The organism is Pseudoalteromonas ostreae (assembly GCF_018069805.1).
Taxonomy (GTDB): domain Bacteria; phylum Pseudomonadota; class Gammaproteobacteria; order Enterobacterales; family Alteromonadaceae; genus Pseudoalteromonas; species Pseudoalteromonas ostreae.
In genome coordinates this window covers 1-21,813 of record NZ_JAGPYN010000037.1, presented here as the reverse complement: position 1 = coordinate 21,813, position 21,813 = coordinate 1, and the positions used below count along the sequence as shown (strand labels likewise).

The following is a 21,813-nucleotide window of genomic DNA, read 5'->3' as shown; positions in this document are numbered from 1 at the left end:
AAATAACCGCACTACAAACCTGCAGTTTACGTTAACGTAAACAAGTGTGAAAATGAATAAATATTCACTTAATTATGTGGCGAAAATAAATACTTTAATTTTTATTCAATCTCTTTGCTGTCGTTCAAGGTCGATACCACAGTGCACATTAGAGTAAATACTCTTTCTAGTGTCTTTTTATGGGTAAATTTAAAGCCACTAATTAATGCATAGTTATCATCACACCAGTCACATTTTGCATAATTTACGCTAGTTAGTAAGTTTTTAGCTTACTCACCCTATTGACGCCTGCAACAGCTTCTTAGCCGCCATAGCAAAGTGTCCGCAGTGGACACAATTTATGTCCGCGGACACCAAATAATTTAAAAACAAATAATTATTTCATTAAAATCATGACATTAAATAGTGGCATGATATTCGAATAAACATTAAAAGATAATTACAGGACAGAACTTATGTTTATTCTCAGTTTATTTTTAGTTTCACCAATCACTGTCTTAGTAGTGAGCTTGATGATCACTTACTGCGAGAATAGACATAGCTAAGGATCACTCATGATAAAAGATACCAGCGGACAAGATGTAAGTATTACGCAAAGACGTAGTTACAAAAAACCATTAATAGTGCTGGCGCTATCACTTGCCGTACTTGCTTTATGTGCACAAGCATTTATGGGTAACAATCAAGGCAGTGTTTCTGTTGATCGGGCTTCATTACAAATTGCGACCGTTAATATTAGTCGTTTAGTACGTGATGTAGCCGCCAGCGGTAAAATTGTTGCAGCAAATGCTCCCAAGGTTTATAGCCCAGAACGTGGCTATGTGGATTTACAAGTTAAAGCCGGTGATAAAGTAAATAAAGGTGACATTATCGCGTTAGTCGATAGCCCAGAACTCAATAATGAACTAAAACAGCAACAATCGGTGTTAGCCCGCCTTGATGGTGAATTACAACGTAAGCACTTAGAAGCACGTCGACAAAAGTTAAGCTTAACCAAAACGCTTGATCTCGCCCAAGTAGAGCTCAATGCAGCAGACAGGGAAAATCGCCGTGCTAAGCTTTCTATCGAAAAAAACTTGATCAGCCAAATTGATTTAGAAAAAGCAGTTGATGATCTTGCCCGTGCAAAGCTTTCTTACAAACACGCTCAACAAGAAGTTGAACTTGCTAAAGATACCCTTGCATTTGAACTCAAAGCTGCAGAGCGCGATCTCGCTCGCCAACAACTGATCGTTGATGATTTAAATCGCCAAGTCAGAAACTTAACTATTAAAGCCAGCGTCACCGGCATTGTTGGTAACCTGCTTGTACAACAAAAAGAAGCCGTTACCCAAAGTCAGCCGTTAATGACGCTGGTTGATTTAAGTAATTTTGAAGCACAACTGCAAGTACCTGAAAGTTACGCCAACGAACTTGGACTCGGAATGGAAGTTGAGCTCACACTCGGGGCAAAAAAAGTGACTGGTGTGTTGTCGGCAATTTCGCCGGAAGTTAACAATCGTGAAGTAACTACTCAAGTACGCTTTGACGAAGAGCTCAAAGGTATTCGCCAGAATCAACGCTTAACAGCACGCATTTTATTAGAAAACCGTGATGACGTTTTACAAATCAAACGCGGTGCATTTATGCAGCAAGGTGGTACGCAGGTTTACAAAGTTATCGGCGACACCGCGCAACTGGTAAATATCACAACCGGGGCAAGCAGCATCAACGCAATAGAATTGCTGCAAGGTGTTAGCTCAGGCGATCAGCTGATCATCTCCAGTTACGATAACTTTAAACAAGCGCCAACATTATTACTGAGATAAGAACAAACATATTACAAGGATCAACTCATGCTTAAAATGAACAATATCAGCAAACTGTATCAAACAGAAATGGTGCAAACCCATGCACTACGCGACTTTAATTTACACGTAGAAGAAGGCGAATTTATCGCGGTAACTGGCCCTAGTGGCTCGGGAAAAACCACCTTTTTAAATATCGCAGGTATGTTAGAACCTTTTAGCAGTGGTGAATACCTGCTTGATGGCATTGATGTTGGCAAACTCAACGACAATCAACGGGCGGATTGTCGCAATCAAAAAATTGGTTTTATTTTCCAAGGCTTCAACCTGATCCCTGATTTAAATTTATATGAAAACATTGAAGTGCCACTGCGCTACCGAGGTATTAAAGCAAGTGAACGTAAACGCCGAATTGAACAATGCTTGGAGCAAGTAGGCTTGGCTTCTCGCGCCAAGCATTTACCACAGCAGTTATCAGGTGGTCAACAACAACGGGTAGCGATTGCCCGCGCCCTGGCCGGAGAGCCGCGCTTTTTATTAGCGGATGAACCAACCGGTAACCTAGACAGCTTAATGGCACGCCAAGTGATGGAGTTGCTGGAGCAAATTAATCGTGACGGCGCGACCATCATTATGGTGACACATGATCCCGAACTTGCTCGCAGAGCACCACGTAATATTCAAGTGGTTGATGGTCAACTTGCCGACTTTACGCTGTATCAAGGCGCACAAAATCTTAAAAATGTTGCAGGAGCCTAAGCCATGCTATTACATTACCTCGATTTAAGTTGGCGCAGCTTTAAGCGCACACCACTGGTAAGCATGTTAATGGTGCTAGCCATTGCTATTGGTATTGGTGTAACCATGACCAGTTTAAGCGTTTATCACATGATGTCGAGCGATCCTATCCCGCATAAAAGCAGTCAATTGTATAACGTACAATTACAAACCATGGATGAAGGTCATACGTGGTGGACGGGTGACGATATCCCCATGCAATTGACTTATCAAGATGCCGTAAATTTACATAATGCGCCTATTCCAAATAAAAAAGTGGCCATGATGCGCACAGGCTTCTCGGTGTATTTAGACTCAGATAAAGTAAAGCCGTTTACTGGTGAAGCACGCATGACCACACCAGATTTCTTTAATATGTTTGATGTGTCATTTATTTATGGCGGTGTTTGGAGTGAGCAACAAGAGCAATCTGCCGCCCCTGTGGTGGTGATTTCAAAAGAGCTGAACGATAAGTTGTTTGCGGGTGAAAACTCCATTGGCAAACTAGTCTACTTGGATGACGATAGCTATCAAATTGTCGGTGTCATTGCTGACTGGCCCCTCAACCTCAAATATTATGATTTGAATAACGGCGCTTTTGATAAAGTAGCAGACTTATTTTTGCCATTTAGTTTAATTAAAGCAAAAGAGCTCACCAGCTGGGGCAATAGCAATGGCTGGAAACATGAAAATATCTACAGCTACGCCGATAAAATGCAATCGGAAATAGTGTGGATCCAGTTTTGGGCGCAACTAGATAACCCTGAACAAAAAGCAAACTACAACAATTACCTTAATTCTTACATTCAAGAGCAAAAAAAGCGTGGCCGCTTTACGCGAGAAAAACCTGAATATAGCTTGCTTGATGTAAACCAATGGATGCAATACAACAATGTCGTTAGTGAAGACAACAAAATATTGGTCGGCTTAAGCTTTATGTTTTTAGCTGTGTGCTTAGCTAATATCCTTGGTTTATTGCTAGCGAAGTTTTTGCGTCGGGCACCGGAAGTAGGCGTGCGCCGTGCTTTAGGGGCAAGTAAGCGACAAGTTTTTCTACAGCATTTAGTAGAAGTAGCCATGCTTGGTTTTATCGGCGGTTTGCTAGGTATTGTACTTGCACAAATTGGCCTACTCGGGGTAAGGCAAAGTTACGAATATTACAAAAACATAGCCTCGATGGATTTAGTCATGTTATTGAGTGCCCCAGTTATCGCAATAACTACTTGCATTGTTGCTGGGCTTTACCCTGCTTGGTTAGTGTGTAAAACCAACCCTGCCATTTACTTAAAGAGCCAATAAGGAGCTACTCATGTTAGAAATCAAACCTATATTTCATGCACTGTGTCGCTCAAAGGTAGGCGCAATATTACTCTTAATTCAAATTGCGATTACGACGGCTATTGTCAGCAATGCGGCGTTTATCATTCAAGATAGAATCGCTTTTTTAAACCAAGAAACCGGATATCCAGAGCAAGACTTGTTTAAGTTCAATGTGATGACCTTTGGTAAAGATATTGATGCCAGCCAACAGTTTGAATTAGACGTAGCGATGTTAAGAGCCCTACCTGGGGTTGTAAATGCAGCACAAAGCAGCAGTATTCCCCTATCCGGTAGTGGCAGTGCATCAAGCTTTAGTTTGAAACCAGCACCACAAGAAAGCCTAAGTGTGCGCACCGCTTACTTTCATATTGATGAACACGGCCTAGACACATATGGCGTAAAATTGATTGCCGGGCGTAATTTTAGTGAAGATGAAGTACTCATTTCAAATTCGCCAACAGATAGAACAACCAATGTCACTGTCGTTACCGAGGCGTTAGCCAATGAGCTTTTCCCAAAGGGAGATGGCCTAGGAAAAACCATTTATTTTGGTGACTTACCTTTAACGGTTATCGGTATAACAGCGCCAATGAAAGGCCCTTGGCTTAAAGATAGTCACCCAAATAATGTGGCGCTGATCCCTTATATTCAAGGCAAAACTTACGCACAATTTGTGGTTAGAACCAAACCAGACCAACGTGATGCTGTGATGAAAGAAGTTGAAAATCTGATGCTAAAAAATTACAGCAAACGGGTGATCAACAATATAAAAGGTCTAGATGAACTCAAAGATGAATATGTTGCAGCAGATAAACTCATGATGCGTATGCTGATTGTGCTGATCACTATTTTAGTATTAGTCACCGCACTAGGTATCTTTGGCTTAACCTTATTTAATATCAGCAAACGTACTAAGCAAATTGGTACCCGCCGTGCATTAGGTGCCAGAAAATCAGCTATTATTAACTATTTTTTAGTTGAAAATGCGATGATCTGTGGTGTTGGCTTAATCTTAGGTTGTATCGCAGCCTTATTACTTGGGCAATTGTTAATGCAGCACTTTTCAATTGCCTCACTGCCACCGAGCTATATTGCAGGTACTGCCATTATAGTATTTGTAATGAGCTTACTTGCCGTGTTTGGCCCCGCACAACGTGCGGCCAACATATCGCCGAGTATCGCAACTAGAACCATATAGAGCAATTCCCAACCTATGCTACACTGAGCTTTTTTCGGTATAGCATTTTCACAAACCTTTATCTACATAAAAATAAACAGCGATTAAATTCACATGGAAAAAATACTTATTGTCGATGACAATCCCGCTATCTTAGAGGCCTTGTCACTACTATTAGAAATTCATGACTATCAGGTGGTCACGGCAAAAAACCCACTTGAAGCGTTACAAATAGTGCAATACCAGCGTATCGCGCTGGTTATCCAAGATATGAACTTTAGTAATGACACCACCTCAGGCGAGGAAGGTAAAACGCTGTTCTACCAATTAAGAGAGCTCAACCCACACTTGCCAATTATTTTGATCACCGCGTGGACGGAGCTTGCAACCGCTATTGAACTGGTGAAAGCGGGGGCCGCCGATTATTTACCCAAGCCTTGGGACGATAGTAAATTGCTGACCTGTGTTAATAACTTAATTGAACTTGGCCAAACAAAACAACAAAACGCCACTTATGAGCGCCACCAGCAAGAGCGAACAGCAAGTTTAGCCGATGCCAACTTAGTTGGTTTAGTTTATCAAAGTACCGCCATGGAAAAAATTCTCAATATGGCAATACAAGTCGCTAAGTCAGATGTCTCTGTACTAATAACAGGTGCAAATGGCAGTGGTAAAGAACGTATAGCGCGTATAATCCAAGCAAACTCGCATTTAAATAACAGAGCTTTTTTAACCGTTAATGCGGGGGCTCTACCCCATGATTTAATTGAAGCCGAATTATTTGGCGCTGAAGCGGGTGCTTATACTGGCATCACCAAACAGCGAATTGGTCGCTTTGAGGCCGCTGATGGAGGTACACTGTTTTTAGATGAAATTGGTAACCTGCCTTTATCAGGGCAAATGAAACTACTGCGCGTGTTACAAACCGGTGAGTTTGAACGACTCGGCTCAACACAAACACAAAAAGTAAATGTACGGGTTATTTCAGCTACCAATGAAGATTTAAAAGCGGCCATTCATACAGGTCGATTTAGAGAAGACTTATATTATCGCCTCAACGTGATTGAGCTAAATTTACCCAGTTTAGCGCAAAGACCAGATGACATTTTAGCACTGGCTAAACACTTCTTAGGCGAGCGCGAATTGTCGCTTACAACAGAGCAAGGATTACTCGCGCACAGTTGGCCTGGCAATGTTAGAGAGCTAGAAAACGCCTGTAAACGCGCTGCGGTACTCAAACCACATGGCGACATTACCCTTGATGATTTTGCTCTACAATTGCAACCGCTGCACACTAACTTTGCTAAACAAGAACCCAGTAGAGTAGAACTAGAACAAGCTATGCGTCAGCACCAAGGAGTGATCGCAAAAGTTGCCAGGCAGTTTGGTTTAAGTCGTCAAGCACTGTACCGCCGTTTGCAGAAATTTGAGATTGATTACTAATGGAAAAAAATAAACCTGCACTGTCTCTCACCTGTAAAATAGTGCTGATATGTAACATCTCTGCACTTATTCCTGTTTGGCTCATCTACTGGTTAACCTATTTAAGCTGGCCTTTATTACTTATAACAACGCTGCTCACATCGCTGCTGGCAAGTTATTTATCTTTTCGACTCAGCCGCACTCTGGTGCAAGGCATACACTCACTTGAAACTGGTTTGCTTAATTTTAAAGACGGTGAATTAGCCACCTTACTAGCTTATAACGGCAACGATGAATTAGGCCGCTTGTGTCAATTGTATAATCAAACTGCAAAGCAATTACGCCAAGAGAAACAATGGATCTATCAGCGCGAGCTGATGCTTGATAAAGTGCTACAAAGCTCACCTCAAGCCGTACTATTAAAAAATGATAAAGGCTTTATTGTTTATAGTAATTACAGCGCTCGAGATCTTTTTAATGCCAAAACAGCCCTTGAAGGTAGCCAATTTGAGCAACTGCTTACTAACACTCATCCGCAATTAAATAATGCTTTAACGCGTGGTAGTGATGGTTTATTTACACTAGATACTGAAGACCAAGAATCTCAAGCGTGGCATTTATCAACCGGTAAGTTATTACTTAACAATCAATACCATTACTTATATGTCTTTAAACAACTCACCCGCGAACTTAGCCGTCAAGAAGTCGAGGTATGGAAGAAGGTCATTCGGATCATCAGTCACGAGCTTAATAACTCTCTGGGTCCCATGTCGTCAATGCTACACAGCGGCCAGTTACTCAGTGAGAAAGTAGACGAACCCAGACTTAGCCGCGTGTTTGCTACCATTTCTGAACGCATCAAACATTTAAACGACTTTGTACAAGGCTATGGCAAATTTGCCAAACTGCCGACACCCCAACCAGCTAAAATTGATTGGCAAGTGTTGCTCAAACAACTACAAAATCAATGGTGTTTTATGCTCGATATAAGTAACGACGTACATACACTGGCTGATCCGACTCAAGTCGAGCAGCTACTGATCAACTTAATAAAAAATGCTCACGAATCAGGCTCTGTAAGCGAACATATAAGTGTCACTGTTACACAGAATATTAAAGGCACACATATCAGCGTGAACGACCAAGGTAAAGGTATGAGTGAGCAAGTGATGGCCAATGCCTTGCTCCCATTTTATTCAACTAAAGTCGCCGGTAGTGGTTTGGGGTTAGCATTGTGCCGTGAAATAGTCGAAGCTCATCATGGTCAAATTAGCTTACACAATCGTCAGCACGGCGGGCTTAGTGTTCATGTCACTTTGCCCCACAGTCCTAACAAACAATCACAAAAAAGCCGCAATTAAGCGGCTTTTTGTTGATCTGCTAGTAACCGTTATTCAGCGCCAGCTTCTTTATATTTAGCTGCTGTTTCGGTGATAAGTGGTTGTAATTCACCACGTTGAAACATTTCAATGATAATGTCACAGCCACCGATTAATTCGCCATCAACCCACAATTGTGGAAATGTTGGCCAATTAGCATATGCTGGTAATTCAGCACGAATATCAGGATTTAGTAAAATATCAACATAGGCAAACGGTTCACCGCATGACATTAATGCTTGAGATGCTTGTGAAGAAAAACCACAATTTGGTAATTTAGGCGATCCTTTCATATAAAGGATAATTGGGTTTTCAGAAATCTGCTGTTTAATTTTATCAATGGTTTCCATCTACAACCTCAAAAGTGACGATAGCTGAACATACTAAGGCTTGAAAAATTTTCATTTAGCCTCATATATGTATCTTAAAATGGGCAAATAAAGCCGCAATCGAAATAGTCTTGCATTTGCACTGCTGTTTGGCATTGCTGTTTGCTAAAACTTGAGTAAAATACTCAACAATTATAGTAACACTATAATCTCATTTGGTATAGGTAACTACCCTGTTTGAACAGGTATTAACTATTACTATTTGAACTATCAACCAAAAGAAGATGGAGATAAAAAATGGCATTTGAACTACCGTCACTACCATATGCAATTAATGCACTTGAGCCACATATTTCACAAGAAACATTAGAGTTTCACCACGGCAAGCACCACAACACTTATGTGACTAAACTTAACGGTTTGATCCCAGGTACTGAGTTTGAAGGTAAATCACTTGAAGAAATCGTATGTTCTTCTGAAGGTGGCGTATTTAACAATGCAGCACAGATCTGGAACCATACTTTTTACTGGAACAGCCTAGCTCCAAATGGCGGTGGCGAAGCAACAGGCGCTGTTGCAGATGCTATCAATGCTAAATGGGGTTCTTTTGCAGCATTCCAAGCAGCTTTTGATGATAAAGCAGTAAACAACTTTGGTTCAAGCTGGACATGGTTAGTTAAATTAGCTGATGGTTCTTTAGACATCGTTAATACTTCTAACGCAGCAACGCCACTAACTCAAGACGGTGTTACACCGATCCTGACTGTGGACCTGTGGGAACATGCTTACTACATTGATTTCCGTAACGTTCGTCCAGACTACTTAAAAGCATTCTGGTCGCTTGTTAACTGGGAATTCGCGAACGCTAACTTCGCATAATTGATTGCTCGTTCTGAGCAAGCCCAATTTAAAAGACGCTGCGGCGTCTTTTTTGTTTTCTAACATAAATTTTTAATTTTATTGCACAAAAAATCAAATTCGTGACTAAGCTTTAAATAACCTTTGCTTCTTTTTTAATTTGTAAGCACCTAGTTTAAGCAGGTTTTTCGGAGGTTTCCATGAGTATTTTTGAGCATTACCAAGCACGATACGAAGCGGCACAAGAAGAAGAGTACAGTATCGCTGAGTTCTTAGAGATTTGTAAAACTGATAAATCGGCTTATGCCAGCGCACCAGAGCGATTATTAGCGGCCATTGGTGAGCCAAAAATGATCGATACTTCAAAGGATGCACGGTTAAGTCGATTATTTTCAAACAGAGTAGTAGCACGTTACCCTGCCTTTAATGATTTTTACGGTATGGAGGACGCGATTGAACAAATCGTTTCTTATCTAAAACATGCCGCGCAAGGCCTTGAAGAGTGTAAACAAGTGCTTTATCTACTTGGACCTGTTGGCGGTGGTAAATCATCGATTGCCGAAAAGCTAAAATATTTAATGCAACAAGTGCCTATTTACTCAATTAAAGGCTCACCGGTCAATGACCACCCGTTGGCGCTATTTGATCCTAATGAAGACGCTGAGCTGATGGCAAAAGAATACGGAATAAAGCCCCGTTACTTAAAAACCATTATGTCACCATGGGCCACTAAGCGCTTATCTGAATTTAATGGTGATATTAGCCAGTTTAAAGTGGTAAAACGCTACCCCTCTATTTTAAATCAAATTGCTATTGCAAAAACTGAACCCGGGGATGAAAACAACCAAGATATTTCTGCTTTAGTCGGTAAAGTTGATATTCGCAAACTAGAACATTTTGCTCAAAACGATGCCGATGCTTATGCTTATTCCGGTTCATTATGTCTTTCAAATCAAGGCTTAATGGAGTTTGTTGAGATGTTTAAAGCGCCAATCAAAGTATTGCATCCGCTTTTAACTGCCACGCAAGAGGGAAATTATAATGGCACCGAAGGTATTAGTGCACTGCCCTTTAATGGCATGATTTTGGCTCATTCAAACGAATCAGAATGGCAGACCTTTAAAAACAACAAGAACAATGAAGCCTTTTTAGACCGTGTTTACATCGTCAAAGTGCCCTATTGTTTACGTGCATCTGAAGAAGTAAAAATCTACGACAAGCTATTGGAACATAGTGAATTATATAATGCTCCTTGCGCGCCAGGAACACTGGAAACATTGGCAAAATTTACCACGCTATCACGGTTAAAAGATCCAGAAAACTCAAGTGTTTACTCAAAAATGCGGGTATATGATGGCGAAAGCTTAAAAGACACCGATCCGAAAGCTAAATCGTATCAAGAGTATCGTGATTATGCTGGTGTTGATGAAGGCATGACCGGACTATCAACTCGGTTTGCATTTAAAATTTTATCACGAGTGTTTAACTTTGACACACTTGAGGTAGCTGCAAACCCAGTACATTTATTTTATGTGTTAGAACAACAAATTGAACGAGAGCAATTCTCTGCCGATGTTGAAGAACGCTACTTAAGCCACTTAAAAGGCTATTTAATCCCGCAGTATGTTGAGTTTATCGGTAAAGAGCTGCAAACAGCTTATTTAGAGTCCTATTCTGAGTACGGGCAAAACATTTTTGATCGTTATGTCACTTATGCTGATTTTTGGATCCAAGACCAAGAATACCGAGACCCTGATACCGGCCAGCTATTCAACCGCGAAGCATTAAATGCCGAACTTGAAAAAATTGAAAAACCAGCAGGCATTTCAAATCCAAAAGATTTCCGTAACGAAATCGTTAATTTTGTATTGCGTGCACGGGCGCACAACAACGGTAAAAATCCATTGTGGACCAGCTATGAAAAACTGCGCACTGTGATTGAGAAAAAAATGTTCTCCAATACTGAAGAACTATTACCTGTTATTTCCTTCAATGCGAAAACATCCGCAGAAGATCAGAAAAAACATGAAGATTTTGTCAATCGTATGGTGGAAAAAGGATATACCCAAAAGCAAGTTCGTTTGTTATCAGAGTGGTATTTACGCGTGCGTAAATCGCAATAACACGCAGCTGTGTATTTTTAGGGGGTCTTTATGGCGCATTTTATAGACCGTCGCCTGAACGGTAAGAATAAGAGCACGTTAAATCGTCAACGCTTTATCAGGCGCTATAAAAAACAGATCAAAGAAGCGGTGTCAGATGCAATAAATAAACGCAGTGTCACTGATTCCAGTAGCGGTGAGAGTATTTCAATTCCGCAACGGGATATCGGTGAACCTACTTTTCATCAAGGTAAAGGGGGCGATAGAGAACAAATTCATCCTGGTAACGATCAGTTCTCAACCGGTGATAAAATTAAACGCCCGCAAGGTGGCCAAGGTGGTGGAGCCGGCGAAGGTGAAGCGAGTGACTCTGGTGAAGGCGAAGATGACTTTGTCTTCTCGATTTCTAAAGATGAGTATCTAGACTTACTGTTTGAAGACTTAGAGCTGCCAAATTTACAGCAAAACCAGTTAGACAAACTCGTGCAAATGAAAACGCATCGTGCTGGTTTTTGTAGTGATGGTATGCCGAGTAATATTGATATTGTGCGTTCACTTCAGGGCTCACTTGCAAGGCGTGTTGCGATGAGCGCGGGTAAAAAGCGTCAATTAGCAGAGCTTGAAGCACAGCTTTGCCTATTAATGGCTGAGCCTGAACCAGATATAGCTGCTATTGCATTAATGGAGCAAGAAATCGCCGCATTACAAAAACGCATCAGTGCAGTGCCCTTTATTGATAATTACGATTTGCGTTTTCGTAACTATGAAAAACAGCCTCACCCAACGAGTAAAGCGGTGATGTTTTGTATTATGGATGTGTCGGGCTCGATGGATCAAGCAACCAAAGATATGGCAAAACGTTTTTATATTTTGCTTTATCAATTTTTGACCCGCAGTTATAAAGACATTGAAGTGGTGTATATTCGCCATCATACCCAAGCCAAAGAGGTCGACGAACAGGAGTTTTTCTATTCCCAAGAAACTGGCGGCACAATTGTCTCCAGCGCACTGAAGTTAATGAATGAGATAATTACCGAGCGTTATAACGCTGGCGAGTGGAATGTGTATGCAGCACAAGCCTCAGATGGCGACAATTGGGCTGATGACTCTCCCCAATGCTCAGAGATCTTACGCAACAAGTTGCTCAGTACCATACGCTATTACGCTTATATTGAGATCACTACCCGCGCCCATCAGAGTCTATGGCGTGAGTATCAAAATATTTGTCAAACTCATAATAACTTTGCTATTCAACATATACGCAATGTTGAAGATATTTACCCTATTTTCCGTGAGTTATTCAAGAAGAGTCGTCAACACCAAGGGGCAGCCTAGGCTGTACAGCGAGGTATTTATATGACCAATAAACGAATGAGTGATGGGCCAGATTGGACATTTGAATTATTACAACAATACCAAGACGAAATAGCGCGGGTAGCTGAACATTATCGCCTCGATACTTATCCTAATCAGATTGAAGTGATCACCGCAGAACAAATGATGGATGCCTATTCTAGTGTTGGTATGCCTATTGGCTATAGTCACTGGTCGTATGGTAAAAAATTTATTCAAACTGAGCAAAATTACAAGCGCGGACAAATGGGATTAGCTTATGAAATTGTCATAAACTCGAATCCTTGTATTGCTTATTTAATGGAAGAAAATACCCTCCCAATGCAGGCTTTAGTAATGGCGCACGCTTGCTACGGGCACAACTCGTTCTTTAAAGGTAACTATTTATTTAAAACTTGGACTGATGCCAGCTCTATTATTGACTACCTATTATTTGCAAAAAATTATATTGCTCGTTGCGAAGAAAAACATGGCATTGATGAAGTCGAAAATCTCCTTGATTCATGTCATGCGCTTATGAATTATGGCGTTGATCGTTATAAACGCCCACAACAAATATCTTTATTTGAAGAACAAAAACGCCAACAAGAGCGCGAAGATTACTTACAATCACAAGTGAACGAACTTTGGCGCACAATACCTTCACATCAGCAGGAAACTAAAAAACACGAGCGTCATTTTCCTTCAGAGCCACAAGAAAATATTTTGTATTTTATAGAAAAAAACGCGCCATTACTGGAATCTTGGCAACGAGAAATAATTCGTATTGTGCGTAAAATCTCACAATATTTTTATCCTCAAAAGCAAACCCAAGTAATGAATGAAGGCTGGGCAACGTTTTGGCATTATACTATTTTGAATCACTTATATGATGAAGGGAAACTGACTGACTCATTCATGTTAGAGTTTTTACAAAGTCATACTAATGTTGTGTATCAGCCCCCTTACAATAGTAATTATTATTCGGGTATTAACCCTTATGCGCTGGGTTTTAATATGATGGTGGATATTCGCCGTATTTGTGAAAACCCTACCAAAGAAGATAAACAGTGGTTTCCTGAATATGCTGGGAGCAACTGGCTAGATACGCTGCACTTTGCAATGGAAAACTTTAAAGACGAAAGTTTTATTAGCCAATTTTTATCACCCAAACTTATTCGTGACTTTAAATTATTCACTATTATCGATCACGAAAAAGATCCGAATTTAGAAGTTGGTGCGATCCACGATGAAAGTGGCTATCACGCAGTACGGACTGCGCTCTCTGCACAATATAATCTCAGTAATCACGAGCCCAACATTCAGATCTATGATGTTGATATTAGAGGCGATCGCTCTTTAACCTTACGCTACGTACCACATCAAGAGATTCCATTGGCAAAGTCTCACCATGAGGTATTAAAACACCTTTACAGACTATGGGGCTTTAAGGTAAAACTGGAACAAGAGTCAACCTCTGGCGAATTGAATATACTCGGGCAATGTCCATCAGATGATTCACGCCATACAACAGAGTGAATAGAATGGATAAAAAGCTTCTCGTACTAATTGATTCAGTCGAATTTGCGCGTACAGCTATTTTGCACGCCAAACACAAAGCAATTGGTAAGCAAAAGCATATTGATATTGTCGCCTTTGCTTATGAAAGTGCAGGTAATATTTTGTTTTCGCCGCCAGCTGAGCAACTGCAAGTAATTCAAAATACCAGGTTGGCTACTCTCAAAAATGAATTAATACCATTACTTGAAAGCGAATTGTCAGAATCAGATTATTCATTAAATATTATTTGGCATGAAGCGCCTGACCAATGGTTAGCCAATGAGAGTGACTTTGAAAATTATGAGATGGTGATAAAAACGCGCCATATTGACGAACAGTGTCAATTTAGTGAGCTTGACTGGCAGTTGATCCGCTTTACCCCGTTACCGCTTTATTTAGCTGCGGATAATACCTGGCGCAATAATACGAATGTGTTAGCTGCACTTGATTTAGGCAGCGAAAAAGCCACTAAATACAAACTAAACAAAGATATGATTGAAACTGGTTTAGCTTATTCCAAGCATTATGGCTGTCAGTTTTATCCTTGTTATACTGTTCATGTTTCCCCAATTTTAAGAGACTTAGGCATCGTATTTTCAGACGAACAAGTACTGAATGCTTTTGAGAAACTGCCTGTCATCCAACGTAATTTAATTATTGAGCATGATCTTAAAAATAACCTCCATATAAAAGCGGGTTTAGCCGAACAAGTGATCCCCAGTATTGCAGCTAAGCTTAATGCGGGACTTGTGATCATGGGCTCAGTAGGCAACATAGGTATAAAAGGTAAGTTAATTGGCAATACTGCTGAAAAAGTTATGCGTTTACTAAAAACAGACTTGCTTATTTTGCCACCTGAATGCTAGATAGCAGTTGACGATGACATAAAAAATGACGCATTTTTCGTCATTTTTTATGCCTATTCAAAGCAACCTAGGCTTGGTTGTTGAACCTTTATTATTGTACTGAAGGGTTTTTATACTCATCAAGATTAACTCAAATCTTTATACGCCGTGATACAGTTCCTGCCATTTTCTTTTGAAAAGTAAAGTGCTTTATCCGCCGCTTCAATCCATTTTTCATAGCGCTCAAATTCATCTTGAAAACAGGCAAAACCAACACTTACCGTCACTTTAATTTGTTGTTCGTCAAAGGAAATGGAAGAACTTTCAATTAAATAACGCAAACGCTCAGCAAATATTTCAGCACCTTTTCGATCCGTGTCCAATAGCGTTACTGCAAATTCTTCGCCACCATAGCGCCCTGCGATGTCTGTTTCACGCAAGGTCTTACGTAGTAAATCAGCGATGTTACGCAATACTTCATCACCACAACGGTGGCCATGTTCATCATTTACTTTTTTAAAGTGATCGATATCACACATTAATAAAGCACTCGAGCCACCACTGCGTTTGATCCTTAGAAATTCTTTGCGTAGGCTACTTTCCCAATAACCACGATTAGTCAATTTTGTTAATGCGTCCGTTTGACTCATTTGTTCAAGTTTACGATTTACTTCTTCAAGTTCTTTTTTATTCACCGCCATGTCAGTTACATCATAAAGAATGATACAAATATGGCCAACTTCTCCCATCGTATTTGACAGAGGAATAAATGTCGCGTTTTGAAACATATGGTCTGCTTTACCTGTTATTGGACGGTAATTTTTAAAGCGAAAAATGTATGGTTGCTGTTCCCAAATAGTAAATGAGCGATTTTTCAAAATAAACACAGACTCTGACTTACTACGAAACCATTTTTCATCAATTGATGGAAATAAATCAAACAAATCTTTATCTTTTACTGCGCTTGGTAACATACCTGAATGGTTTTCCATAAAACCATTCCAAATACATACTTTATAGTCCCTATCTAACACCACCAAACCAACATCTACGGTATTAAACATATCCATTAACCAATGGATTTCATTCATATTAAAATCAGCAGCAGGCATAATGTTAGTCTTCTAATAGGTAAGCAACTTTGTATTTCAAAGTTTTTAGTGAGTCTTCGGTAAATAACAGCATCAAGTCACAGTTAATATTGTGGTTCTCAATACCATAGCTAATTTCTATTGCCAGAGTACGTTGCCAGCGTGATTTATTTGCTTTAACGAGATCAGTCACATCACAATGTTGGCCTAACACCACAGGGTGTCCTTGGCTAAAGGTCATGTCTAATTGACGAGATAATCCAGTTAAGATTGCACCAATCAGAATATTACTAATATCCATTAATAGCTCCAGCTCAATTTTGTTAGTGAGCTCCCCTTGATAATTCATTAAGGATGCTATTTCTTTAAAGCTAGAATCATTAAGGAGTAACAACGCCTCACCAGATACACCACCACCAATAAAACCTTGGCACACACCTGACGTTGTTGCATTAGCATCAATTGAGCGCAGCGCCATATCAAGTTCATTGACTTCGAGAATATTGACATTAGGAATAGGCAGTTCAACAAATACATTTAATAGCCGTGCTAATAAGTCTCCAGCCTGACCCATTGCCACGTTAGTCAGCTCTTGGTATATATCCCTAACATCTGGGTCAACTTGCTCACCTAAGCGATGTGAGAGTCGCTCGCGCATTGCTTTATCTTTAATTCCATGGTGTTCGATAATATCGGCAAGCTTTTGCGCATCACATGGTTTTTGAATAAAGTCTATCGCACCAAGTTCGGTTACGCGTTGATGTGCATTAGGCTGAATATCGCCAGAGACAACAACGGTTAATATATCCAAGTTTTGCTCTTGAATTGCTTGCAGTACTTCGTAACCATCCATTTGTGGCATATTTAAATCGAGGAATAAAATTTCTGGGCTTAACGCTTTAATTTGTTCAATACAATGCACACCATCTTCAGCAAACTCAATTTTAATATCCCAATCACCGGGCAACGAACGAGCTAACTGACGGCGCGCAAGCTTAGAATCATCACAAATTAGTACCGACGTTGACATAATTTCTCTCTGATTGCTCTTATTTTTTATTCGTAAAAATGGTAAACATTTATTACTGCTTTATGTTAATCAATGTAACCATGCATTTCAATTTTAAACTAAACGCTTGGTGTCCATGAATGATTATAATACACTCAGGCTAATTGCGTTAATTCTAAAGGAAATACCTTATGCTCCGTTCACTTACTTTTGCTTTAAGTGCCTTTTGTTCAATGGCTTTTGCGGCCGACATAACTGAAAATACGCTTGATGCGGGTAAAGTATCTGCACAATCTAAGCCAATCACTTTGTTAGGACAAGGCGTAAAACTAGGTGATAAAGCACCAGACTTTAAAGTGGTTGATGGCTCATTCAGGCCAGTTACTTTAGCCGATTTCCAAGGCAAAGCGATCTTAATTAGCGTTGTACCAAGTTTAGATACTGGGGTGTGCAGTATTCAAACTAAGCACTTTAACGAAAAAGTCGCATCACAATTTCCTAATATCGCTATGCTAACCATCAGTGCTGACTTACCATTTGCACAAAAGCGTTTTTGTAAGGCTGAGAACATAGATAAAATCACTGCACTATCTGATTCAGTTTGGCGTGACTTTGGTCAAAACTACGGCTTAATCATCAAAGATATGGGGCTACTGACTCGTGCCGTGTTTGTGTTAGACACTAGCCATAAAGTTGTTTACAAGCAGTTAGTCGCTGATTTATCAACAGAGCCAACATATGATCCTGTGTTAACTGCATTAACCGCATTGTAATTTATTTCGCTAAAGTACATTACTACAATAAAAAAACCGCCAATCGGCGGTTTTTTTATTGATTGAATTATTAACCCAATAATTCAGCAAGTTGCTGATTAACAGCTTCAACAGCTTGAGTACCGTCTAAACGATGATACTGCGTGTTGCCCGCTTTAGCTTCTGCTTGATAATAATCAACCAGTGGCATTGTTTGCTCATGGTAAATACCTAAACGTTTACGTACTGTTTCTTCAGTATCGTCCGCGCGAATAATTAAGTCTTCACCTGTGACGTCGTCTTTATCTTCCACTTTTGGTGGGTTATATACAACATGGTATACACGCCCCGAACCAGGATGAACGCGACGTCCGCCCATGCGATCAACAATAATTTCATCAGCAACATCAAACTCAATAACGTGATCAACCACTACGTCATTTTCTTTCATCGCATCAGCTTGTGGAATGGTACGTGGGAAACCATCTAGTAAAAAGCCTTTCTCACAATCAGCTTTAGTGATACGTTCTTTCACAAGGCCAATGATGATGTCATCAGAAATTAACTGACCTGCATCCATGACTTTTTTTGCTTCAAGACCCAGTGGTGTGCCTTCTTTAATTGCAGCACGTAACATATCACCAGTAGAAATTTGTGGAATACCGTACTTGTCCATCAAAAACTGAGCTTGAGTACCTTTACCTGCACCCGGCGCGCCCAAAAGAATAATGCGCATATCATTGTCCTCGGTTGTTACTGATTTTACAAAAAGCGTATCAGTATGATTTATTATAAAGCCTGAATTCTTCCATAAGCGCCGCCGATACTCAAGCAACTTATACTAATTGATTATTCTCAAATCATAAAAAAAGGAACCGAGGTTCCTTTTTTATGAAAAATGTGACTTCTTCTATGCTTACTTGCTCAAATCTAACATTAATTTATTTAAACGAGTCACAAAACCTGCTGGGTCTTTTAATGTACCGCGCTCTGCAAGCAAGGCTTGATCAAGCAGTACATGTGACCACTGAGCAAATTTATCTTCATCTTGCTCAACATTTAAATGCTTAACAAGTTGATGCTCAGGGTTAAGCTCAAAAATTGGTTTTGCTTCAGGAGCAGCTTGACCAACTGACTCCATTAGCTTTTGCATTTGTGAGCTCATGTCGTTATCATCAGCCACTACACATGCTGGTGAATCCGTTAAGCGATGCGTAAAGCGTACGTCTTTAACATTGTCGCCAAGTGCTGTTTTGATACGCTCAACTAAGCCTGCAACTTCTTTTTCAGACTCTTCTTGCGCTTTTTTAGTCTCTTCGTCATCAAGGTTACCTAAGTCTAGATCACCACGGGTAATCGACTTAAATGGTTTTTCAGCAAACTCGGTTAAGTGACTCATCATCCACTCATCAACACGGTCACTCATTAACAACACTTCGATACCTTTCTTACGGAAGATCTCTAAGTGTGGAGAGCTTTTCGCTGCTGTGAATGAATCAGCAACAACGTAGTAAATCGCGTCTTGTCCTTCGTTCATACGCTCAACGTATTGCTCTAATGAAACGTTTTGTGCCTCTTCATCTGTGTGTGTTGAAGAGAAACGCAATAACTTAGCAATCGCTTCTTTGTTTGCTGCATCTTCAGCTGGACCTTCTTTGATCACTTGACCAAATTCATTCCAAAATACTTGGTAATCGTCGGCTTTATTTTTCGCCATGCGTTCAAGCAATTTTAAAGTACGTGACGTACAACCCTTACGGATTGCTTGCGTAACTTTGTTATCTTGTAAGATTTCACGCGATACGTTTAGTGGTAAATCATTTGAATCAAGTAAACCTTTCACAAAACGTAAGTAGCTAGGCATAAATTGCTCAGCATCGTCCATTACAAATACGCGCTGTACATACAGCTTTAAGCCACTTTGACGGTCACGATTCCATAAATCAAATGGGGCTTTTTTAGGAATGTACAGTAAGCTTGTATATTCAGTTTTACCTTCAACTTTGTTGTGAGCCCAGCTAAGTGGATCTTCCCAGTCATGGCTTACATGCTTATAAAACTCTTTGTATTCATCTTCAGATAGCTCTGATTTATCACGTGTCCACATTGCAGTAGCGCGGTTAATGCTTTCCCACTCACCAGGGACTGCTGGAACTTTCTCGCCATCTTCACCTTCTGATTCAGGCACTTCAGCTTTGTACATTTGTACTGGTGTAGAAATATGATCCGAGTACTTAGTTACAATACTACGTAGGCGCCATTCATCAGAAAACTCTTTTTCATCATCACGAAGGTGTAAAGTAATTTCAGTCCCACGGCCTTCTTTTTCAATCTCTTCTAAAGTGTACTCACCCTCACCTTGTGATTGCCACTCAACGCCTTTTTCTTCACCTGCTTTGCGGGTACGAACTGTCACTAAGTCTGCAACGATAAATGCTGAGTAAAAACCAACACCGAATTGACCAATCAGTTGCGAATCTTTACTTTGGTCGCCAGTTAAGTTTTTGAAAAACTCAGCTGTGCCTGATTTAGCAATAGTCCCTAACGAGCTGATCACTTCATCACGGGTCATACCAATACCGTTATCAGAAATAGTCACGGTATTCTTTTCTTTATCGGCACTAATACGCACACGCAAATCTGCATCACCTTGGTACAGTTCACCATTTGAAAGTGCTAAAAAGCGTAATTTATCAGCCGCGTCAGAGGCATTTGACACAAGCTCACGTAAGAAAATTTCTTTATTTGAATAAAGTGAGTGAATCATTAAGTTTAATAATTGTTTAACTTCTGTTTGAAAGCCTAATGTTTCTTTTTGTGCTGCAGTCATTTATATATCTCCAATTTGTAAAGTGTCTGCGTTATGCAGTTAATATGGGGCGTGGTTTGTTAACTTCAAGTCAAAAGAGCAAAAAAGTAAGCTATAGCAAGATAAACACGGAAGTTAAGTTGTTTTTTCTTACAATCAAAATGGCTGTGGGCAATGTAGGTGCGTTTGCTTGGAGCTTCGAGGGTGTACAAAAAACAGATCGCTGGCATGTAATTGTAAGCGCTCAGCCAGTTGTTGGCTATGTTGGTTTTTATACAGATCACAGCCAATAATTGGATGCCCAATACTGTGACTGTGAATACGTAATTGATGTGTACGCCCCGTCACAGGGGTAAATTGCACTAAAGTACGCGGCGGTGATGTTAAGCGCTGTAATACTAAATAATCACTGACGGCAGACTTACCCGTCATATTACAAATTTTAACTAATGGAAAGAGTAATTTATCTTTGACTATTGCAGCGTTTATTTGACCTACGTCATTTAATAACCAGCCATCCAACATGGCTATATAGTGTTTTTTTATTGTCCCTGATTGAAACTGCTTATTAAGGAGCTTAGTTGATTCAGGGTTAAGGCCTACAATCATAATACCTGAAGTACCATAGTCTAATCGATGCGGCAATTTAGCTGTCGGAAATGCGGCAGTCAGACCTGGCTGCCCATTCACTAAACGATAATGCACAGAATCCCAATTGGCCGGATTTTTACCAGATAAACTCAGTAAACCACTGGGTTTATTGATCAATAAAATATCATCGTCTTTATATAAAATATCCACATGCTCATGACAAACCGATGCAATAAAGTCATCGACAATAATCTTAGGTTTCGAGCTACAATCAGACATTTAATTCCTTACTGTGATTTATACCAATCGTGTTAAGTTACTGACCATTTATAGCGACAGATAAATGGAGTTAGCGCTTTATTTAGCTCGCTAGAATGGTTAAATATTTAAGTCGATTGGTATTAGTACATAAACCAAAATAATTAGCGCTAGAATTGAGCGATGAGTACGAAAAGTTCTTATTGCACTATTTTAAAGCTTATTTAAATATGTGAAAGAAAAAGCTCATGCTTAGTTGTAGCGTTCTATTATCCATGGGTTTCGCGGTACTCAAGGCACGCTGCATTGTATAGGTTGACAGTGTGCGGCTGATAGCTGACGGCTTAAAGCTGAGAGCTCTAATTTTCTTTCAGACAACAAAAAACCCGTCACATTGCTGTAACGGGTTTCTCTT

Annotated in this window: 18 protein-coding genes; 12 read left to right on the top strand and 6 right to left on the bottom strand. The window is 40.1% G+C overall.

Annotated features, from left to right (window positions below):
* The first annotated feature begins 554 nt into the window (after positions 1 to 554).
* From J7338_RS19630 to J7338_RS19605, 6 genes are all read left to right on the top strand, one after another.
* A complete protein-coding gene (locus J7338_RS19630) occupies positions 555 to 1,808 on the top strand; it encodes an efflux RND transporter periplasmic adaptor subunit (RefSeq protein ID WP_210798654.1) in 1,254 nt (417 codons plus the stop codon).
* Positions 1,809 to 1,835: 27 nt separating this feature from the next.
* A complete protein-coding gene (locus J7338_RS19625; RefSeq protein ID WP_210798653.1) occupies positions 1,836 to 2,546 on the top strand; it encodes an ABC transporter ATP-binding protein in 711 nt (236 codons plus the stop codon).
* A gap of 3 nt (positions 2,547 to 2,549) precedes the next feature.
* Positions 2,550 to 3,863: an ABC transporter permease gene (locus J7338_RS19620; RefSeq protein ID WP_210798652.1), complete on the top strand. Its 1,314-nt coding sequence runs from the start codon at positions 2,550 to 2,552 to the stop codon at positions 3,861 to 3,863.
* 10 nt (positions 3,864 to 3,873) lie between these two features.
* Positions 3,874 to 5,082 (top strand): ABC transporter permease, encoded by a 1,209-nt coding sequence (locus J7338_RS19615; protein WP_210798651.1) that lies wholly within the window; start codon positions 3,874 to 3,876, stop codon positions 5,080 to 5,082.
* A 93-nt stretch (positions 5,083 to 5,175) separates the two neighbouring features.
* Entirely contained in the window at positions 5,176 to 6,504 is a 1,329-nt protein-coding gene (locus tag J7338_RS19610) for a sigma-54-dependent transcriptional regulator (RefSeq protein ID WP_210798650.1), read from the top strand.
* Positions 6,504 to 7,844, top strand: a complete 1,341-nt coding sequence (locus J7338_RS19605; RefSeq protein WP_210798649.1) for a sensor histidine kinase — start codon at positions 6,504 to 6,506, stop codon at positions 7,842 to 7,844. Before J7338_RS19610 ends, J7338_RS19605 begins: the two co-directional genes overlap by 1 nt.
* A 29-nt stretch (positions 7,845 to 7,873) precedes the next feature.
* Here the strand turns inward: J7338_RS19605 and J7338_RS19600 are convergent, their stop codons facing one another.
* Positions 7,874 to 8,212, bottom strand: coding sequence for a Grx4 family monothiol glutaredoxin (locus J7338_RS19600; RefSeq protein ID WP_182740609.1), 339 nt, complete (start codon positions 8,210 to 8,212; stop codon positions 7,874 to 7,876).
* A gap of 276 nt (positions 8,213 to 8,488) precedes the next feature.
* On the opposite strand from J7338_RS19600, the gene J7338_RS19595 reads away from it, so the two are divergent.
* The 5 genes from J7338_RS19595 (at position 8,489) to J7338_RS19575 (ending at position 14,909) form a co-directional block, all read left to right on the top strand.
* Positions 8,489 to 9,070, top strand: a complete 582-nt coding sequence (locus J7338_RS19595) for a Fe-Mn family superoxide dismutase (RefSeq protein WP_169021302.1) — start codon at positions 8,489 to 8,491, stop codon at positions 9,068 to 9,070.
* A 179-nt stretch (positions 9,071 to 9,249) separates the two neighbouring features.
* Positions 9,250 to 11,172 (top strand): PrkA family serine protein kinase, encoded by a 1,923-nt coding sequence (locus J7338_RS19590; RefSeq protein WP_210798648.1) that lies wholly within the window; start codon positions 9,250 to 9,252, stop codon positions 11,170 to 11,172.
* A gap of 30 nt (positions 11,173 to 11,202) precedes the next feature.
* The gene (locus J7338_RS19585) at positions 11,203 to 12,486 is read left to right on the top strand and encodes a YeaH/YhbH family protein (RefSeq protein WP_182740610.1); all 1,284 of its coding nucleotides are present in this window, start codon (positions 11,203 to 11,205) and stop codon (positions 12,484 to 12,486) included.
* Positions 12,487 to 12,507: 21 nt separating this feature from the next.
* A complete protein-coding gene (locus tag J7338_RS19580) occupies positions 12,508 to 14,022 on the top strand; it encodes a SpoVR family protein (protein ID WP_210798647.1) in 1,515 nt (504 codons plus the stop codon).
* Positions 14,023 to 14,027: 5 nt separating this feature from the next.
* Positions 14,028 to 14,909 carry a universal stress protein gene (locus J7338_RS19575; protein ID WP_210798646.1) on the top strand — a complete coding sequence of 294 codons (882 nt, stop codon included), beginning with the start codon at positions 14,028 to 14,030 and terminating at the stop codon, positions 14,907 to 14,909.
* A 125-nt stretch (positions 14,910 to 15,034) separates the two neighbouring features.
* Here J7338_RS19575 and J7338_RS19570 read toward each other — a convergent pair whose 3' ends face one another.
* Positions 15,035 to 16,000: a sensor domain-containing diguanylate cyclase gene (locus J7338_RS19570; RefSeq protein ID WP_210798645.1), complete on the bottom strand. Its 966-nt coding sequence runs from the start codon at positions 15,998 to 16,000 to the stop codon at positions 15,035 to 15,037.
* 4 nt (positions 16,001 to 16,004) lie between these two features.
* Positions 16,005 to 17,009 carry a response regulator gene (locus J7338_RS19565; protein ID WP_210798644.1) on the bottom strand — a complete coding sequence of 335 codons (1,005 nt, stop codon included), beginning with the start codon at positions 17,007 to 17,009 and terminating at the stop codon, positions 16,005 to 16,007.
* Between the two features lie 170 nt (positions 17,010 to 17,179).
* Here J7338_RS19565 and tpx point away from each other — a divergent pair, with 170 nt between their 5' ends.
* Positions 17,180 to 17,761 (top strand): thiol peroxidase, encoded by a 582-nt coding sequence (gene tpx, locus J7338_RS19560; RefSeq protein ID WP_210798643.1) that lies wholly within the window; start codon positions 17,180 to 17,182, stop codon positions 17,759 to 17,761.
* A 70-nt stretch (positions 17,762 to 17,831) separates the two neighbouring features.
* Here tpx and adk read toward each other — a convergent pair whose 3' ends face one another.
* The 3 genes from adk to J7338_RS19545 form a co-directional block, all read right to left on the bottom strand.
* Positions 17,832 to 18,476 carry an adenylate kinase gene (gene adk / locus J7338_RS19555; protein ID WP_210798642.1) on the bottom strand — a complete coding sequence of 215 codons (645 nt, stop codon included), beginning with the start codon at positions 18,474 to 18,476 and terminating at the stop codon, positions 17,832 to 17,834.
* 180 nt (positions 18,477 to 18,656) lie between these two features.
* Positions 18,657 to 20,570, bottom strand: coding sequence for a molecular chaperone HtpG (htpG, locus tag J7338_RS19550; RefSeq protein WP_210798641.1), 1,914 nt, complete (start codon positions 20,568 to 20,570; stop codon positions 18,657 to 18,659).
* Positions 20,571 to 20,705: 135 nt separating this feature from the next.
* Positions 20,706 to 21,419 (bottom strand): RluA family pseudouridine synthase, encoded by a 714-nt coding sequence (locus tag J7338_RS19545; RefSeq protein WP_210798640.1) that lies wholly within the window; start codon positions 21,417 to 21,419, stop codon positions 20,706 to 20,708.
* Positions 21,420 to 21,813 lie beyond the last annotated feature (394 nt).

What these genes read in the sequence shown, in the direction of transcription:
- htpG (WP_210798641.1), bottom strand. Translation starts at nt 20,570, where the DNA reads ATGACTGCAGCACAAAAAGAAACATTAGGCTTTCAAACAGAAGTTAAA.
- J7338_RS19575 (WP_210798646.1), top strand. Translation starts at nt 14,028, where the DNA reads ATGGATAAAAAGCTTCTCGTACTAATTGATTCAGTCGAATTTGCGCGT.
- J7338_RS19630 (WP_210798654.1), top strand. Translation starts at nt 555, where the DNA reads ATGATAAAAGATACCAGCGGACAAGATGTAAGTATTACGCAAAGACGT.
- J7338_RS19610 (WP_210798650.1), top strand. Translation starts at nt 5,176, where the DNA reads ATGGAAAAAATACTTATTGTCGATGACAATCCCGCTATCTTAGAGGCC.
- J7338_RS19615 (WP_210798651.1), top strand. Translation starts at nt 3,874, where the DNA reads ATGTTAGAAATCAAACCTATATTTCATGCACTGTGTCGCTCAAAGGTA.
- J7338_RS19600 (WP_182740609.1), bottom strand. Translation starts at nt 8,212, where the DNA reads ATGGAAACCATTGATAAAATTAAACAGCAGATTTCTGAAAACCCAATT.
- J7338_RS19545 (WP_210798640.1), bottom strand. Translation starts at nt 21,419, where the DNA reads ATGTCTGATTGTAGCTCGAAACCTAAGATTATTGTCGATGACTTTATT.
- J7338_RS19585 (WP_182740610.1), top strand. Translation starts at nt 11,203, where the DNA reads ATGGCGCATTTTATAGACCGTCGCCTGAACGGTAAGAATAAGAGCACG.
- J7338_RS19605 (WP_210798649.1), top strand. Translation starts at nt 6,504, where the DNA reads ATGGAAAAAAATAAACCTGCACTGTCTCTCACCTGTAAAATAGTGCTG.
- J7338_RS19590 (WP_210798648.1), top strand. Translation starts at nt 9,250, where the DNA reads ATGAGTATTTTTGAGCATTACCAAGCACGATACGAAGCGGCACAAGAA.
- J7338_RS19580 (WP_210798647.1), top strand. Translation starts at nt 12,508, where the DNA reads ATGACCAATAAACGAATGAGTGATGGGCCAGATTGGACATTTGAATTA.
- adk (WP_210798642.1), bottom strand. Translation starts at nt 18,476, where the DNA reads ATGCGCATTATTCTTTTGGGCGCGCCGGGTGCAGGTAAAGGTACTCAA.
- tpx (WP_210798643.1), top strand. Translation starts at nt 17,180, where the DNA reads ATGCTCCGTTCACTTACTTTTGCTTTAAGTGCCTTTTGTTCAATGGCT.
- J7338_RS19595 (WP_169021302.1), top strand. Translation starts at nt 8,489, where the DNA reads ATGGCATTTGAACTACCGTCACTACCATATGCAATTAATGCACTTGAG.
- J7338_RS19620 (WP_210798652.1), top strand. Translation starts at nt 2,550, where the DNA reads ATGCTATTACATTACCTCGATTTAAGTTGGCGCAGCTTTAAGCGCACA.
- J7338_RS19625 (WP_210798653.1), top strand. Translation starts at nt 1,836, where the DNA reads ATGCTTAAAATGAACAATATCAGCAAACTGTATCAAACAGAAATGGTG.
- J7338_RS19570 (WP_210798645.1), bottom strand. Translation starts at nt 16,000, where the DNA reads ATGCCTGCTGCTGATTTTAATATGAATGAAATCCATTGGTTAATGGAT.
- J7338_RS19565 (WP_210798644.1), bottom strand. Translation starts at nt 17,009, where the DNA reads ATGTCAACGTCGGTACTAATTTGTGATGATTCTAAGCTTGCGCGCCGT.